General features: G+C 63.6%; 13 protein-coding genes and 1 riboswitch. Of the genes, 8 read left to right on the forward strand and 5 right to left on the reverse strand.

What is annotated here, in order from left to right; genetic code table 11:
- Window positions 1-130: 130 nt before the first annotated feature.
- Window positions 131-1,708 carry a 2-isopropylmalate synthase gene (locus DQ230_RS13065; protein ID WP_113913057.1) on the forward strand — a complete coding sequence of 526 codons (1,578 nt, stop codon included), beginning with the start codon at window positions 131-133 and terminating at the stop codon, window positions 1,706-1,708.
- Between the two features lie 98 nt (window positions 1,709-1,806).
- Here DQ230_RS13065 and DQ230_RS13070 read toward each other — a convergent pair whose 3' ends face one another.
- From DQ230_RS13070 to DQ230_RS13080, 3 genes are all read right to left on the reverse strand, one after another.
- Complete coding sequence (locus tag DQ230_RS13070) at window positions 1,807-2,145, reverse strand: DUF2794 domain-containing protein (RefSeq protein WP_113913058.1); 339 nt, start codon at window positions 2,143-2,145, stop codon at window positions 1,807-1,809.
- A 72-nt stretch (window positions 2,146-2,217) separates the two neighbouring features.
- Complete coding sequence (locus DQ230_RS13075; protein WP_113913059.1) at window positions 2,218-3,876, reverse strand: Y-family DNA polymerase; 1,659 nt, start codon at window positions 3,874-3,876, stop codon at window positions 2,218-2,220.
- Window positions 3,877-4,004: 128 nt separating this feature from the next.
- Window positions 4,005-4,301 carry an I78 family peptidase inhibitor gene (locus DQ230_RS13080; RefSeq protein WP_238987529.1) on the reverse strand — a complete coding sequence of 99 codons (297 nt, stop codon included), beginning with the start codon at window positions 4,299-4,301 and terminating at the stop codon, window positions 4,005-4,007.
- A gap of 140 nt (window positions 4,302-4,441) precedes the next feature.
- On the opposite strand from DQ230_RS13080, the gene DQ230_RS13085 reads away from it, so the two are divergent.
- Together DQ230_RS13085 and yghU are read left to right on the forward strand one after the other, a co-directional pair.
- Window positions 4,442-5,554: an S-(hydroxymethyl)glutathione dehydrogenase/class III alcohol dehydrogenase gene (locus DQ230_RS13085; RefSeq protein WP_113913060.1), complete on the forward strand. Its 1,113-nt coding sequence runs from the start codon at window positions 4,442-4,444 to the stop codon at window positions 5,552-5,554.
- Window positions 5,555-5,686: 132 nt separating this feature from the next.
- Window positions 5,687-6,556: a glutathione-dependent disulfide-bond oxidoreductase gene (gene yghU, locus DQ230_RS13090; protein WP_113913061.1), complete on the forward strand. Its 870-nt coding sequence runs from the start codon at window positions 5,687-5,689 to the stop codon at window positions 6,554-6,556.
- A 3-nt stretch (window positions 6,557-6,559) separates the two neighbouring features.
- Here the strand turns inward: yghU and DQ230_RS13095 are convergent, their stop codons facing one another.
- Window positions 6,560-7,132 carry a hypothetical protein gene (locus DQ230_RS13095; RefSeq protein ID WP_113913062.1) on the reverse strand — a complete coding sequence of 191 codons (573 nt, stop codon included), beginning with the start codon at window positions 7,130-7,132 and terminating at the stop codon, window positions 6,560-6,562.
- A gap of 185 nt (window positions 7,133-7,317) precedes the next feature.
- Here DQ230_RS13095 and DQ230_RS13100 point away from each other — a divergent pair, with 185 nt between their 5' ends.
- Together DQ230_RS13100 and gltX are read left to right on the forward strand one after the other, a co-directional pair.
- On the forward strand, window positions 7,318-8,025 hold the full coding sequence (locus DQ230_RS13100) for an NYN domain-containing protein (RefSeq protein WP_113913063.1): 708 nt from the start codon (window positions 7,318-7,320) through the stop codon (window positions 8,023-8,025).
- A 63-nt stretch (window positions 8,026-8,088) separates the two neighbouring features.
- Window positions 8,089-9,414 (forward strand): glutamate--tRNA ligase, encoded by a 1,326-nt coding sequence (gene gltX / locus DQ230_RS13105; RefSeq protein ID WP_113913064.1) that lies wholly within the window; start codon window positions 8,089-8,091, stop codon window positions 9,412-9,414.
- Here the strand turns inward: gltX and DQ230_RS13110 are convergent.
- On the reverse strand, window positions 9,411-9,980 hold the full coding sequence (locus DQ230_RS13110) for a gamma-glutamylcyclotransferase family protein (protein WP_113913065.1): 570 nt from the start codon (window positions 9,978-9,980) through the stop codon (window positions 9,411-9,413). The genes gltX and DQ230_RS13110 overlap by 4 nt on opposite strands.
- Window positions 9,981-10,093: 113 nt before the next feature.
- Window positions 10,094-10,180, forward strand: a riboswitch (glycine riboswitch).
- 162 nt (window positions 10,181-10,342) lie between these two features.
- On the opposite strand from DQ230_RS13110, the gene gcvT reads away from it, so the two are divergent.
- The 3 genes from gcvT (at window position 10,343) to gcvP (ending at window position 14,810) form a co-directional block, all read left to right on the forward strand.
- Window positions 10,343-11,467, forward strand: a complete 1,125-nt coding sequence (gene gcvT / locus DQ230_RS13115; protein WP_113913066.1) for a glycine cleavage system aminomethyltransferase GcvT — start codon at window positions 10,343-10,345, stop codon at window positions 11,465-11,467.
- Window positions 11,468-11,491: 24 nt separating this feature from the next.
- Entirely contained in the window at window positions 11,492-11,851 is a 360-nt protein-coding gene (gene gcvH / locus DQ230_RS13120; protein ID WP_113913067.1) for a glycine cleavage system protein GcvH, read from the forward strand.
- 109 nt (window positions 11,852-11,960) lie between these two features.
- A complete protein-coding gene (gene gcvP, locus DQ230_RS13125; RefSeq protein WP_113913068.1) occupies window positions 11,961-14,810 on the forward strand; it encodes an aminomethyl-transferring glycine dehydrogenase in 2,850 nt (949 codons plus the stop codon).
- Window positions 14,811-14,835: the final 25 nt, after the last annotated feature.

Raw genomic sequence — 14,835 nt, forward strand, 5'->3', positions numbered from 1 at the left:
GGGATGTGCTGTTACGCGCCGGATATCAGACCGGAACCCGCATCAGGACCAAACCCATGACAGTGCCGCATGTATTTCAGCGCAGTGACGTGGCCGCGATCCAGCAACATTTTCAGACGGATAAAAGACAATGACCGATACCAGCACCGACACGAGCAAAGAGCGCGTCTATATCTTCGACACCACCCTGCGCGATGGCGAACAGTCGCCCGGCGCCACCATGACCCACGCCGAAAAGCTGGAGATCGCGCAGCTGCTGGACGAAATGGGCGTCGATATCATCGAGGCCGGTTTTCCCATCGCGTCCGAGGGTGATTTCAATGCCGTGTCCGAGATTGGCAAGCGCTCAAAGGATGCGGTGATCTGCGGGCTGGCCCGCGCCAATCTGCGCGACATCGACCGCTGCTGGGAGGCGGTGAAACATGCGCGCCAGCCGCGGATTCATACCTTTATCGGCACGTCGCCACTGCACCGCGCCATTCCGAACCTGACGCAAGATGAGATGGCCGAGCGGATTCATCAGACGGTCAGCCACGCGCGCAACCTGTGCGACAATGTGCAGTGGTCACCGATGGATGCCACCCGCACCGAATGGGACTATCTGGCCCGCGTCGTCGAGATTGCGATCAAGGCGGGCGCAACCACGGTGAACATTCCCGATACGGTCGGCTACACCGCGCCGGTGGAATCCGCCGATCTCATCCGCCGCCTGATTGCCGAGGTGCCGGGCGCAGACGAGATCATCTTTGCCACCCATTGCCATAACGATCTGGGCATGGCGACGGCCAATTCGCTGGCCGCCGTTGAGGGCGGCGCGCGCCAGATCGAATGCACGATCAACGGTCTGGGCGAGCGTGCCGGCAACACCGCGCTGGAAGAGGTGGTGATGGCGATGAAGGTGCGCGGCGACATCATGCCCTATCGCACGCGGATCGACACGACCAAGATCATGAACATCTCGCGCCGCGTCGCCACGGTTTCCGGCTTTGCCGTTCAGTTCAACAAGGCGATCGTGGGCAAGAACGCGTTCGCGCATGAGAGCGGCATCCATCAGGACGGCATGTTGAAGAACGCCGAGACATTCGAGATCATGCGCCCCGAGGATGTCGGCCTGACTGAAACGAATTTGGTCATGGGCAAGCATTCCGGCCGCGCCGCGCTGCGCTCGAAACTGAAAGAGTTGGGCTATGAGCTGGCCGATAACCAGCTGAACGACGTGTTTGTTCGGTTCAAGGAATTGGCCGACCGCAAGAAGGAGGTCTATGACGAGGACCTGATCGCGCTGGCCAGCACGGACGCCTCCGAAGAGGAGAACCGCCTTGTCATCAAGTCCTTGCGCGTCGTTTGCGGCACCGAAGGACCGCAGACAGCGGCCCTGACGCTGGAAATCGACGGCACGGCGCACAAGACCGAGGCAACGGGCGATGGCCCGGTGGACGCATGTTTCAACGCGGTCAAGAACCTCTTTCCGCATGAGGCGCGGTTGCAGCTGTATCAGGTGCATGCCGTGACCGAAGGGACCGATGCGCAAGCGACCGTTACCGTCAAAATGGAAGAGGGCGGGCGCATCGTGACCGGCCAATCGGCGGATACCGACACGGTCGTTGCCTCGGCCAAGGCATATGTCCACGCGCTGAGCCGGCTGATCGTGCGGCGCGAACGTGCGGGCAGGGATACGCCGGAAGTCAGCTACAAGGACGTGGTATAACGCGCCGGTCCCCCGGCCCAGCCGGGGGACCGGCTAAGATTTTTCGCGAAAAATCTCTGCCAGCATCGCGCGTTGTGCATTATTCCCGGAAGGCGGGGTCAGTCGATAGCGCGGATCAGCTTGCGTTCCAGCACGCGCAGAACTTGGCGCAGGTCCGCGCCGCGCTTCAGGATCTGCCCGTCCATGCCGATCACCGCGTATTGCCCCTGTTTGCCGCGCAGTTTGGGGCGTTTTTCGATCCGGTAGAGCGGGTATTCGGCGGTGCGACGAAACACCGAGAAGACAGCCACGTCGCGCAAGGTCGAAATGCCGTAGTCGCGCCATTCGCCCGCCGCCACCATCCGACCGTAAAGGGACAGGATCACCCCCAGTTCGGTCCGGTGAAATGTCACCCTGTCAGGTGCAGCAAAACTGGGGGAGGGTGACTGAAAACTCATGTTGTCAACAGTTGCGCCGATATCGGGTTAAATCAAGTCCTTATCTGTCGCGTGATTTGCCGCGCCGGCGCATCAGGCGAATTGCCCCTGACAAAACCAGCCGGGGCTGAGCGCTGCGCCATGTGCGTAAAACAGCCACAGCCGCGCGCCGCCTTGCGTGACGATGTCCCAGTAATCGCGCACGCCGCTGCGCCATTCCGGCTCGTCCAGCCACCATTCGGGCGCGATCCGTTCCGGGCCGCGGGCGTCTGACAGATCATGCAGGGCGCCGCGCCAGCGGAATTGCAGGGGCGGGCGGGGGGCGTCATGCGCGGTCACCAATTCAGGCCGCCACAGCAGCAGGGGGCGCGCGTTTGGCGGGCTGGGCCAGCTGCCGGGCGGGGCGGCTTCTGACCATGCGGCGGGCTGAACGCTTGCGCATTTCTCGGGGATGTGGCTGCTGGCCGGATGGCGGCGTGTGATCGCGTCCAGCCCGGTGCGCGCGCCGATGCGCCCGATCAGGTCCTCCAGCGCGGTGTCGCGTGCGGCGCGGTTGCGCGCGGCGTTGGTGGCGTCCAGATGCCCGGCGGGGCGGGCGCTGTGCAACGGCTCGGTCCTTGTGGCCTCAAGCCGCAGGACGTCAATGCCGTACCCTGCATCCAGATCGTCCAGCTTCAGGGCGAAAAGCGGTGCGATACGTTCAGGCAGGTCCGCGGGCCGGGCAAGGCCGATTTCGACGCAAACCATTGTATCATCACAGCGATACGCCTCCAGCCGGAGGGCGCGGGCGCCCTGGCCTTTGATGCGCAGCATCTCGCACAGGCGGGGGATCAGGCGCCCCAAGGCGGCCTCCACATCCGCGCGCAGGCCGATGGGATCCGGCAGGCTGATCCTTGTGGCAAAGCGGGGCGGGGCGGCATGGGGTGACACCGGTTCGGGCGCGGCGCCCAGCGCCTGATCCATGCGCATCAGCAGCCCCCGGCCAAAGCGCCGCGCCAGCGGGCCGCGCGGCTGGCCGGTCAGCTCGCCAATGCGGCGCAGGCCCAGCCGGGCCAGTGCGGCGGTCGTATCGCCATCCAGACGCAGCGCCGCGACCGGCAGATTTGCCAGCGCCTGCCGTGTCTGACCCGGCGCGGCAATGCGCGGCGCGCTGCCTTGCGCGGCGGTGGCGGGCGCGGTGCCGCCCCGCTCCCAATGGCGGCGCTTGGCGGCGCGGGACCGGGTCGCGCGCGCCTCCTGGTCAATGGCATCGCCGGATCTGTCATGGCCCGCGCCGCGCCCTGCATAACGCGCCAGCGCCCAGGCCGCGCCGGGCGTGTCGGCCAGCCCGCAGATGGCGGCAACGCCCATATCGCCTGCTTCCTCGGCCAGCCCGGCCATCATTGCCGCCTCGCCGCCAAAGAGGTGCGCACAGCCGGTAATGTCCAGCATCAGGGCATCCGGCGGCTGCGCCGCCACCCACGGAGTGTAACGCCCGGCCCAGCGCGTCAGCACGTTCAAAAACGCCGCCTCGGCGTGGATGTTGCGCGTCCGCGTGATCAGCCCGGCGCACATCGCATGGGCATCGCGCGCAGGCTGGCCCACGCGCAGGCCCGCCGCCTCGGCCAGCGGGCACAGCGCGCTGATGATCTGCATCTGGCCGGTTTCCTCCAGCACCGCAAAGGGCGCGCCGTGCAGATCGCCCAAGCGGCGCAGCAGGCGGTCGGCCCCGAGGCGGGGAAACCAGACGGAAAGGATTCGGCGATTGGCCATGACAACCGATTGTTCACTTTTTGTTCCTAAATATCCATTGAAACAAAGCGAGTCGAGTCATTGCCATGTGCAGAATTCATAACAAAAACAGGCCGGGCCGCCGCCACCCGGCCTGCATTTCCGTCAGGTCAGCCGCACCAGATGCGCGTGATTCTGCCTTGCGTGTCGATATCGACGTTCAGCCGCTCTGTCCGGTGATCCATCGTCATCGGGGTGTTCGGGCCCAGCACGCGCACCGGCCGGTTCGGCGCGCTGAAATCATACGCGGTGTGATCCTTTCCCACCCGGTTCGAGTAGGCAGCAGCGCCGCACGCATCGCGGTCCGGGCGGTTCAGGACGGGATCATTGTTCGTGGCGGGCTGGCAGGCGGCCAGCATCAATGCGGCGGGCACGGCCATGCAGGCGGCAAGGGATAAGCGTGACATCAAGAACTCCAAATAAACCACGCACCAAAATGCCAATAAATGCGCAGGTTGCAAGCCAAGCGGCTTTGCGTTGTTGAAACCAGTCGGCATTTCGCCCAATGTCCGGCGGGACAAACGACGCGAAGATAAAGGATCCTATCATGCGCACAACAGCAGCGGTGGCCTTGGAGGCCGGCAAACCATTGGAAATCATGGAGGTCAATCTGGATGGCCCCCGCAAGGGCGAGGTGTTGGTCGAAATCAAGGCGACCGGTCTGTGCCATACGGACGAATTCACCCGTTCGGGCGACGACCCCGAGGGGATCTTTCCCGCCATTCTGGGCCATGAGGGCGCGGGCGTCGTGATCGAGGTGGGCGAGGGTGTGACATCGCTGGAAGTGGGCGATCACGTCATCCCGCTTTATACACCCGAATGCCGCGAGTGCGAATACTGCCTGAACCCCAAAACCAACCTTTGCCAGTCGATCCGCACGACCCAGGGCGCCGGGCTGCTGCCTGACGGCTCTACCCGGTTTTCCATGCTCGATGGCACGCCGATCCATCACTACATGGGCTGCTCGACCTTCGCCAATCATACGGTTGTGCCTGAAATCGCGCTGGCCAAGGTGCGCAAGGACGCGCCGTTCGACAAGATCTGCTATATCGGCTGCGGCGTGACCACCGGCATCGGCGCGGTGATCAACACGGCCAAGGTAGAAATCGGCAGCCGCGCCATTGTGTTTGGCCTTGGCGGCATCGGCCTGAACGTCATTCAGGGCCTGCGCCTGGCTGGCGCCGATCAGATCGTCGGCGTTGATCTGGACCCCAGCAAAAAGGAAATGGCGACGCGCTTTGGCATGACCGATTTCGTCAACCCGAAGGACGTCAAGGGCGACATGGTCGGACACCTGGTCGAGCTGACACGCGGCGGGGCCGATTACACCTTCGATGCCACCGGAAACGTGGGCGTGATGCGTACCGCGCTTGAGGCTGCGCACAAGGGCTGGGGCGAGAGCATCATCATCGGCGTGGCGCCTGCGGGCGCCGAAATCTCCACGCGCCCCTTCCAGCTGGTCACTGGCCGCACCTGGAAAGGCACCGCGTTCGGCGGCGCGCGAGGCCGTACGGACGTGCCGAAAATCGTCGATTGGTACATGGACGGCAAGATCGAGATTGATCCGATGATCACGCACATCCTGAAGCTGGAAGAGATCAACAAGGGCTTTGAGATGATGCACGCGGGCGAGAGCATCCGCAGCGTGGTCGTGTACTAAATCCTGACCATCCAGCGCATTTTCAAGGCGGCCCCATCGGGCCGCCTTTTTCGTGCAATCCGCACGCTCTTGCGCTGCGCGTCCCGTGGCATAGGTTTACCGCCAGCGCATAATTTGAAAGGAGCCACCGCAATGGCCGACACACCCTACACCCCGCCCGATGTCTGGACATGGGCGCCCGGCAATGGCGGCAAATTCGCCAGTACCAACCGCCCGACCGCCGGCGCCACCCATGCGCAGACGCTGCCCGAGGGCAAGCACCCCTTTCAGCTGTATTCCCTGGCCACCCCGAACGGCGTCAAAGTGACCGTCATGTTCGAAGAGTTGCTGGCCGCGGGCCATGACGCCGAATACGACGCATGGGTGATCGACATAGGCGAAGGGGATCAGTTCGGCAGTGGCTTTGTCGAAATCAACCCAAACTCCAAAATCCCCGCATTGCTTGATCGCACGGGTGACGCGCCGCTGCGCGTGTTCGAATCGGGCAGCATCCTGCTGCATCTGGCCGAAGCATTTGGCGCCTTCCTGCCCGCGTCAGGCCCGCAGCGCACCGAGGTGATGAACTGGCTGTTCTGGCAGATGGGCAGCGCCCCCTATCTGGGCGGCGGTTTCGGCCACTTCTACGCCTATGCGCCTGAAAAGTATCAATATCCGATCGACCGCTTCACCATGGAGACGAAACGCCAGCTGGATGTGCTGGACCGGGCCCTCGCCGACAGAACCTATATCGCAGGTGATGACTACAGCATCGCGGATATCGCGATCTGGCCGTGGTATGGCCAGCTGGCGCTGGGGCGGCTCTATGGCGAGGCGGCGACATTTCTTGATATCGCCAGCTATGAAAACCTGATGCGCTGGGCTCAGGCGATTGACGCGCGCCCCGCCGTGCAGCGTGGTCGCATGGTCAACCGCAACTTCGGAGAGCCGGAAACGCAGCTGCATGAACGTCACGCCGCGTCGGATTTCGACACCCGGACACAGGACAAGATCGGCGACCAGTAGGCGCTACTGATTGGCGCGGGCGACAATATCGCCCGCGTTCCGCTGCCGGATCGGCACATCGGCGCGCAGCTTCCAGTCGTATTTGGTATCGTTGCGCACATGATCCCAGTGCAGAAAGCCGCCCGTGCGCCATGGGTCCAGCACAATCCCGTTTTTCCACGAATCGCCACGCGCGAACACCACCGCTGTCGAATGTTCCAGCCGAAACGGATTGTCTGCATTGGCCACAAGCCGGTTGAATTGCAGCGTGGCGTATCGCGCATGGGTCATCCGCGTCTGGATGTCACGCGCCCAATGATAGCAAAGGCCGCGCGGCTTCAGGCCGATATTCACCTTTGTATTATGCACCAGCGGCCCGTCGACGATCTGGTACTCGCGGCGCAGCGTATCGCCGACATCATAGGCCATGCGCGCGGCGCGCGCCGCCTCTGCCGGGTCCACGTCCGGCCCCAGCGCCAGAAGCGCGGCCTGCAATCCCGCCACATCGCGGTCGCTCGTCTCTACCGGGGTGCCGCCGCACCCCGCCAGCAGCGCCGCCGCGCCCGCGCCCAGAAGTATCGCTCGTCTCGTGCTCATGCTGTGCCTCTGCCCTCTGCGTTTGCGCCTTGTTCTAATCGCGCTGCGCTGCCGGTGCCAGCCCCCGCATCTTTCATCTTCCTGAAAATACTTCCGCCGGAGGCGCTCTGCCCCGCCTACAATGCGCAGGTGGCTTTCGCCTTGGCGCGCGATAGGGCATGTAAGGGAAAAACAGGAGCTTGCCGATGTCTGACCGTGATCGCACCCCCCTTCTGGCCGTCCTCATCGACGCGGATAACACCTCGCCCAAATGGACAAAGGCCATCTTTGACGAGATTGCCGGCATCGGGGAAGCCTCCGTGCGTCGCTGTTACGGTGATTTTTCATCGCAGCAGATGAGCGGCTGGAACAAGGTGCAGGCCGAATTCGGACTGGTGCCGCACCACCAGCCGGCAAATACCGTGGGCAAGAATGCCAGCGACATCGCACTGGTCATTGATGCCATGGATTTGATGCATTCGGGCCGCTTCGACGGGTTCGTGCTGGTGTCGTCCGACAGTGATTTCACCCGCCTTTCCAGCCGCATCCGCGAGCAGGGGCTGGATGTCTTTGGCATTGGCGCCAAAAAGACGCCGGCGGCGTTCCGGCAGGCCTGCAAGCGGTTCATCTATCTGGAAAACCTGGGCGGCGGCACGCCCGAGGATACGCCCAGCAAGCCCGCCGGCCAGAACCTGACCGAGGCGCGCGATCTGTTGTTCAAGGCGATGGACAGCATCGACCAGGACAGCGATTGGTACGCGCTGGGCCGGCTGGGCCAGCAGATGACCACCGCCAACCCCGATTTCGACACCCGCAGCTATGGCCACAAGAAGCTGAGCGATCTGATCGCCGCGATCAAGGTGCTGGAGACGCGCCGCGAGGGCAATCAGCTGATGGTGCGGCGGATGGACTGACGCGCTGCATTCTGGACAAGCGCGGCCCCCTGTGACACATCACACCCGACCAAGGAGCGCGCCATGACCATCACCCGTTTTGCCCCATCGCCCACCGGCTATATCCATGTCGGCAACCTGCGCACCGCGCTGATGAACTATCTCATTGCGCGCAAGGCGGGCGGCACCTTCATCCTGCGCATCGACGATACCGACCCGATCCGCAGCAAGGAAGAATACGTCGACGCGCTGAAGGAGGATCTGGAGTGGCTGGGCCTGCACTGGGACCGGGTCGAGCGGCAGTCCGAGCGGCTGGACCGCTACCATGATGCCGCCGAGAAACTGCGCGACATGGGCCGGTTTTACGAGGCGTTCGAAACCCCGACCGAGCTGGACCTGAAGCGCAAGAAACAGCTGAACATGGGCCGCCCGCCGGTATATGACCGCGCTGCGCTGAGCCTTGATGAGGCGGCCCGCGACAAGCTGCGCGCCGAGCGGGGGGCGGGCGTCTGGCGGTTCAAGCTGGATCAGCAGCGCATTGAATGGAACGACGGCGTGCTGGGCGATATCAGCATTGATGCCGCATCGGTCAGCGATCCGGTGTTGATCCGCGGCGACGGGCAGGTGCTCTATACACTGGCGTCGGTGGTGGATGACACCGACATGGGCGTGACGCATATCGTGCGCGGCTCGGACCACGTGACCAACACCGCCACGCAGATCCAGATCATCGAGGCGCTGGGCGGCAGCATCCCGCAATTCGCGCATCACTCGCTGCTGACCGGCCCGCAGGGCGAATCGCTGTCCAAGCGTCTGGGCACGCTGTCCCTGCGCGATCTGCGCGCCCAGGGGGTAGAGCCTGCCGCGCTGCTCAGCCTGATGGCGCGGCTGGGGTCGGCCGACCCGGTCGAGCTGCGTACCGATATGGACGCACTGATCGACGGATTCGACATCTCGCGCTTTGGGTCGGCGCCGACGAAATTCGACGTGAACGACCTGTTCCCGCTGACCGCGCATTATCTACAAGGGCTGGATTACCAGACCGTCAAGCCGCGCATCGCCGAACTGGGCGTGCCGGAGGATCTGGCGCCGCAATTCTGGGCGGTCGCGCGCGACAATATCACGACCTTGGGCGATCTGGATGCGTGGTGGGCCATGTTCCGCGACGGGGCCGAGCCGGTGATCGACGACGAGGATGCCGAATTCATCGTCACCGCCATGACCCTGCTGCCCGAAGGGCCGCTGGACGAGGGCAGCTGGGCTGCATGGACCACCGCGGTCAAGGAAGAAACCGGTCGCAAGGGCAAGCAGCTGTTCATGCCGCTGCGCAAGGCGCTGACGGGGCAGGCACACGGGCCGGAAATGGCGCAGGTTCTGCCGCTGCTTCAGGTGATCCGCGCGCGCGGCTAAGCGCGGCGCATCTGGACGCCCAGCCGGTCCAGCGCGGCATCGACGGTGTCGCGCTCCTCGCCGCTCAGGCGGCAGGCACGCGGGTAACGCGGGTCGGCGCGGTCATCCAGAACGGGCGCGTCCCATCCATCGGTGGTGTCGAAAAAATGCTGCGCGCCGGCGGTGCCGAATTCGCGCAGGTATCCCTGCACGACCACGTCGATATAGCTGAGCAGCAGATGATGCCCGGCGCCCGGTTGCGGGCTGTCCGGCACGGCATAAACCGCAATTTGTGGCCTGTGGGGCAGGGGGTGATCCACCATGTGTTCGGCAGGCAAGCGGTCATAGGCGCCCTCGCGGATGTCCAGTGCGTGCCAATCGGCATCCGGCACCGGCGCGATCAGCCCATCGATCCAGCCTGCGTCGTCGCGGGCGACAGACAGGAACGCCACGTCGCGCAGGTTGGTCGGGCGCCACGTGCGGCGCCAGCCGTTCAGCCGGGCGGGATGCGCATCCTTGAAGGCATGCGTGTCGCGGTTCACAAGGCTGCCGTAACCAAAGAAATAGGCATGTGCGGGCAGTGACATTGCGGTGCTTTCTTATGATCAAGTCCAAAACGTCGCGCAATGACCGGCCAATTTCAAGGGGCGCGGCCCGCAATTTCTCTTGCTGCGCGGCGCGCGGTGTACTACGGTCCACAATGATTGGATTGGGAGAACCGGCAACCGCCGGTGCCGAAGGAGCAACCGCCCCGGAAACTCTCAGGCGAACGGACCTGTTCAATCATCAGACTCTGGAGAGTGCCCCGCCAGCGGGGCCGCCGAAGGGATAGCGATCTCAGGCCAAAGGACAGAGGGGGCATCGTGGCGCAGTCCGAACGCGGACACCTGCGCCTTTGCGATGCCGTAGTTGATTCCCGTCAACCCGGCAGCCATGACAGGAGGCTGGGATGAGCGACCTAAAGACGACCGTGCTGAACGCGCTGCACCGCGAACTGGGCGCCAAAATGGTGCCGTTCGCAGGCTATGACATGCCCGTGCAGTACCCTATGGGCGTGATGAAGGAACACCTGCATTGCCGCGCGCAAGCCGGTCTGTTCGACGTCAGCCATATGGGCCAGGTCGTGATCACGGCCCCCGGCGGATATGCCGAAATTGCCGCCGCGATGGAGGCGTTGGTGCCGGTCGATGTGGCCGGGCTGGCCGACGGGCGGCAGCGCTATGCGATGTTCACCAACGCCGTCGGCGGAATTGAGGACGATTTCATGATCGCGCGGCGCGGCGAGGAAATGTTCGTTGTGGTCAATGCCAGCCGCAAGGACGTCGATTTGCCGCGCATGACCGATGCGATGACCGGCTGCGACGTGCGCGAGGTCACCGACCGTGCCCTGCTGGCGCTGCAAGGACCAGACGCCGAAGCGGTGCTGGAGGCGCTGGTGCCGGGCGCGGCGGCGATGCGGTTCATGGATATCGCCGTGCTGCCGTCGGATTACGGCGAGCTGTGGCTGTCCCGCTCAGGGTACACCGGCGAAGATGGCTATGAGATTTCTGTCGAAGACAGCCGCGCCGAAGACTTGGCGCGCGCGCTGCTGGCGCATGACGCGGTCGCGCCTGTCGGGCTGGGTGCGCGCGACAGTCTGCGGCTGGAGGCGGGTCTGTGCCTTTATGGCAATGACATTGACGCAGGCACCACCCCGGTCGAGGCCAATCTGGGCTGGGCGATCCAGAAGGTGCGCCGCTCGGGCGGCAAGCGCGCGGGCGGGTTTCCCGGCGCGGATGTGATCCTGCCGCAACTGGTGTCAGGCGCTGAACGCCGCCGCGTTGGACTGTCGCCCGAGGGCCGCGCGCCGATGCGCGCCGGTACGCCGCTGTTTGCGGATGAGACGGGTGACACCGCGATCGGCACCATCACATCCGGCGCGTTTGGCCCCAGCATCGAGGCGCCGATGTCGATGGGCTATGTCACCAGCGATCTGGCAGCGTCCGGAACGGTGGTTTACGGTGAGGTCAGGGGCAAGCGTTTGCCTGCGACCGTGGTGGCGCTGCCCTTCAAGGCTGCAAACTTCAAACGTTGATACCCAAAAGGGAGATCCCAAGGCATGAAATTTACCGAAGAACACGAATGGCTGCGCGTCGAAGATGATCTGATCGTCGTTGGCATCACCGAACACGCGGCCGAGCAGCTGGGCGATATCGTCTTTGTCGAGCTGCCCGAAGTTGGCACCGAAGTGGTGAAGGATGACGATGTCGTCGTCATCGAAAGCGTCAAGGCGGCCAGCGACATTCTGGCGCCGATCGACGGCGAGATCGTCGAAGTGAACGAATTGCTGACCGATACGCCCAGCACGGTGAACGAGGATGCCATCGGCAAGGGCTGGATGTTCAAGATCAAGGCCGACGACATGAGCCAGCTGGACGACATGATGGACGAGGCCGCCTACAAGAAATTCATCGGCTAGGTGCCTGCCACCTGCCGGGGAGCCTCCGGCGGGAATATTTTTGGAAAGATGAAAGAGGGCGGGGCGCCAATGCGGCCTGCCCGGTTTCCCGAACCTGTTGGAGTGTGACATGACATTCGAGCCTACCGACTATCTGCCGTATGATTTTGCCAACCGGCGCCATATCGGTCCCTCGCCCGAGGAGATGACCGAGATGCTGAATGTGCTGGAGGTTGACAGCCTTGATACGCTGATCGACCGCGCGGTGCCCAAGGCAATCCGGCAAAAAGAGCCGCTGGATTTTGGCAAGGCCATGTCCGAGCGCGAATTGCTGCACCACATGCGCCAGGTTGCGGGCAAGAACAAGGTTCTGGTGTCGCTGATCGGCCAAGGCTATCACGGCACGGTGACGCCGCCGGCAATCCAGCGGAACATCTTTGAGAACCCGGCCTGGTACACCGCCTACACGCCGTATCAGCCTGAAATTTCGCAAGGACGCCTTGAGGCCCTGCTGAACTTCCAGACGATGATCAGCGACCTGACCGGGCTGGAGATTGCCAACGCCTCGCTGCTGGACGAGGCGACAGCCTGCGCCGAGGCGATGACGACGGCGCAGCGCGTGGCGAAATCCAAGGCCAAGGCGTTCTTTGTCGACCGCGACTGCCATCCGCAGAATATCGCGCTGGTGCAGACCCGCGCCGCGCCTTTGGGCATCGAGGTGATCGTCGGCAACCCGGACAGGATGGAGGCGGACAAGGTATTTGGCGCGCTTTTCCAGTACCCCGGCACATATGGCCATGTGCGTGATTTTACCGATCATATCGCCGATCTGCACAAACACGGCGCCATCGGCATCGTGTCCGCCGATCCGCTGGCGCTGACCCTGCTTAAAGAGCCGGGCGCAATGGATGCCGATATTGCCATCGGCAGCACCCAGCGGTTTGGCGTGCCGCTTGGTTATGGCGGACCGCATGCGGCCTACATGGCCTGCCGGGATGCGTACAAGCGCGCGATGCCGGGGCGTTTGGTGGGTGTGTCGATCGACAGCCACGGCAACCGCGCCTACCGCCTGGCCCTGCAAACACGCGAGCAGCATATCCGCCGCGAAAAGGCCACCAGCAACGTGTGCACCGCGCAGGCGCTGCTGGCTGTCATGGCGTCGATGTATGCCGTGTTCCACGGGCCCAAGGGCCTGAAGGCGATTGCGCAGCGCATCCACCGCAAGACGGTGCGTCTGGCCAAGGGGCTGGAGGCGGCCGGATTTCAGGTGGACCCGCAGGCGTTCTTTGACACGATCACCGTTGATGTCGGGCCATTGCAGGCCGCGGTCATGAAATCGGCGCTGGACGAGGGAATCAACCTGCGCCGCGTCGGCGAGACGCGTGTTGGCATCGCGCTGGACGAATGCACGCGCACCGAAAACATCGAAAGCGTCTGGCGCGCCTTCGGCATTGTGCATGAAGACAATGATTTCAGCCCCGAATACCGCGTTCCGGACAAGATGCACCGCACCTCGGATTTCCTGACGCATCCGGTCTTCCACATGAACCGGGCCGAGACGGAAATGATGCGCTACATGCGCCGCCTGGCCGACCGCGATCTGGCGCTGGACCGTGCGATGATCCCGCTGGGCAGCTGCACGATGAAGCTGAACTCGGCCGCGGAAATGATGCCGGTCAGCTGGCGCGAATTTTCGCGGATGCATCCGTTTGTGCCGCGCGATCAGGCTGAAGGCTATCACGAACTGATCGACGATTTGAGCGCCAAGCTGTGCGATATCACCGGCTATGACGCGATTTCGATGCAGCCAAACTCGGGCGCGCAGGGCGAATATGCAGGGCTATTGTCCATCGCCGCCTATCACCGCGCAAACGGGCAGGGCGATCGCAATGTCTGCCTGATCCCGACCAACGCGCATGGCACCAACCCGGCCAGCGCCAATATGGTTGGCTGGAAGGTGGTGCCGGTCAAGTGCAACGCGCGCGGCGATATCGACATGGACGATTTCCGCGCCAAGGCCGAAAAGCATTCGGACAAACTGGCCGGCTGCATGATCACCTATCCCAGCACGCATGGCGTGTTCGAGGAAACGGTGATCGACGTGTGCAAGATCACGCATGACCACGGCGGTCAGGTCTATATCGACGGGGCCAACATGAACGCCATGGTCGGGCTGTCGCGGCCCGGCGATCTGGGCGGCGATGTCAGCCACCTGAACCTGCACAAGACGTTCTGCATCCCGCATGGCGGCGGCGGTCCCGGCATGGGGCCGATCGGGGTAAAATCGCATCTTATCCCGCATCTGCCGGGCCATCCGCACACGGGGGGCGTTGAGGGGCCGGTATCGGCCGCGCCATTCGGTTCGCCCTCGCTGCTTCCTATTTCCTGGGCGTATATCCTGATGATGGGCGGCAAGGGGCTGACGCAGGCAACGCGCGTGGCGATCTTGAACGCCAACTACATCGCCAAGCGGCTGGAGGGGTCGTATGGCGTTCTGTACAAGGGCGAGAATGGCTATGTCGCGCATGAATGCATCCTTGATACGCGCCCCTTTGCAGATTCGGCGCATATTACCGTGGATGACATTGCCAAACGCCTGGTCGATTGCGGTTTCCACGCCCCGACCATGAGCTTCCCGGTGTCGGGCACGCTGATGGTTGAGCCAACGGAAAGCGAGACCAAGGCCGAGCTGGACCGGTTCTGCGACGCGATGCTGGCGATCCGGCAGGAAATCCGCGACGTCGAGGAGGGCAAGATTGATGCGGAGAATAACCCGCTGAAGAATGCCCCGCACACGATGGAGGATCTGGTCCGTGACTGGGATCGTCCGTACACGCGCGAGCAGGGATGCTTCCCCCCCGGCGCGTTCCGGGTGGACAAGTATTGGCCGTCGGTCAACCGTGTTGATAACGTCTATGGCGACACCAATCTGGTCTGCACCTGCCCGCCGATGGAGGATTACGCCGAAGCCGCAGAATAGCATTCTGCGATCGTCTGAATGACAC

The organism is Roseovarius dicentrarchi, assembly GCF_003316635.1.
In the GTDB taxonomy this organism is placed as follows: domain Bacteria; phylum Pseudomonadota; class Alphaproteobacteria; order Rhodobacterales; family Rhodobacteraceae; genus Roseovarius; species Roseovarius dicentrarchi.

Bases quoted from the DNA above. Each gene is read 5' to 3' on its own strand.
- gltX (WP_113913064.1), top strand. From the start codon at position 8,089: ATGACCATCACCCGTTTTGCCCCATCGCCCACCGGCTATATCCATGTC.
- yghU (WP_113913061.1), top strand. From the start codon at position 5,687: ATGGCCGACACACCCTACACCCCGCCCGATGTCTGGACATGGGCGCCC.
- DQ230_RS13070 (WP_113913058.1), bottom strand. From the start codon at position 2,145: ATGAGTTTTCAGTCACCCTCCCCCAGTTTTGCTGCACCTGACAGGGTG.
- DQ230_RS13075 (WP_113913059.1), bottom strand. From the start codon at position 3,876: ATGGCCAATCGCCGAATCCTTTCCGTCTGGTTTCCCCGCCTCGGGGCC.
- DQ230_RS13065 (WP_113913057.1), top strand. From the start codon at position 131: ATGACCGATACCAGCACCGACACGAGCAAAGAGCGCGTCTATATCTTC.
- DQ230_RS13110 (WP_113913065.1), bottom strand. From the start codon at position 9,980: ATGTCACTGCCCGCACATGCCTATTTCTTTGGTTACGGCAGCCTTGTG.
- DQ230_RS13085 (WP_113913060.1), top strand. From the start codon at position 4,442: ATGCGCACAACAGCAGCGGTGGCCTTGGAGGCCGGCAAACCATTGGAA.
- gcvH (WP_113913067.1), top strand. From the start codon at position 11,492: ATGAAATTTACCGAAGAACACGAATGGCTGCGCGTCGAAGATGATCTG.
- gcvP (WP_113913068.1), top strand. From the start codon at position 11,961: ATGACATTCGAGCCTACCGACTATCTGCCGTATGATTTTGCCAACCGG.
- DQ230_RS13080 (WP_238987529.1), bottom strand. From the start codon at position 4,301: ATGTCACGCTTATCCCTTGCCGCCTGCATGGCCGTGCCCGCCGCATTG.
- DQ230_RS13100 (WP_113913063.1), top strand. From the start codon at position 7,318: ATGTCTGACCGTGATCGCACCCCCCTTCTGGCCGTCCTCATCGACGCG.
- DQ230_RS13095 (WP_113913062.1), bottom strand. From the start codon at position 7,132: ATGAGCACGAGACGAGCGATACTTCTGGGCGCGGGCGCGGCGGCGCTG.
- gcvT (WP_113913066.1), top strand. From the start codon at position 10,343: ATGAGCGACCTAAAGACGACCGTGCTGAACGCGCTGCACCGCGAACTG.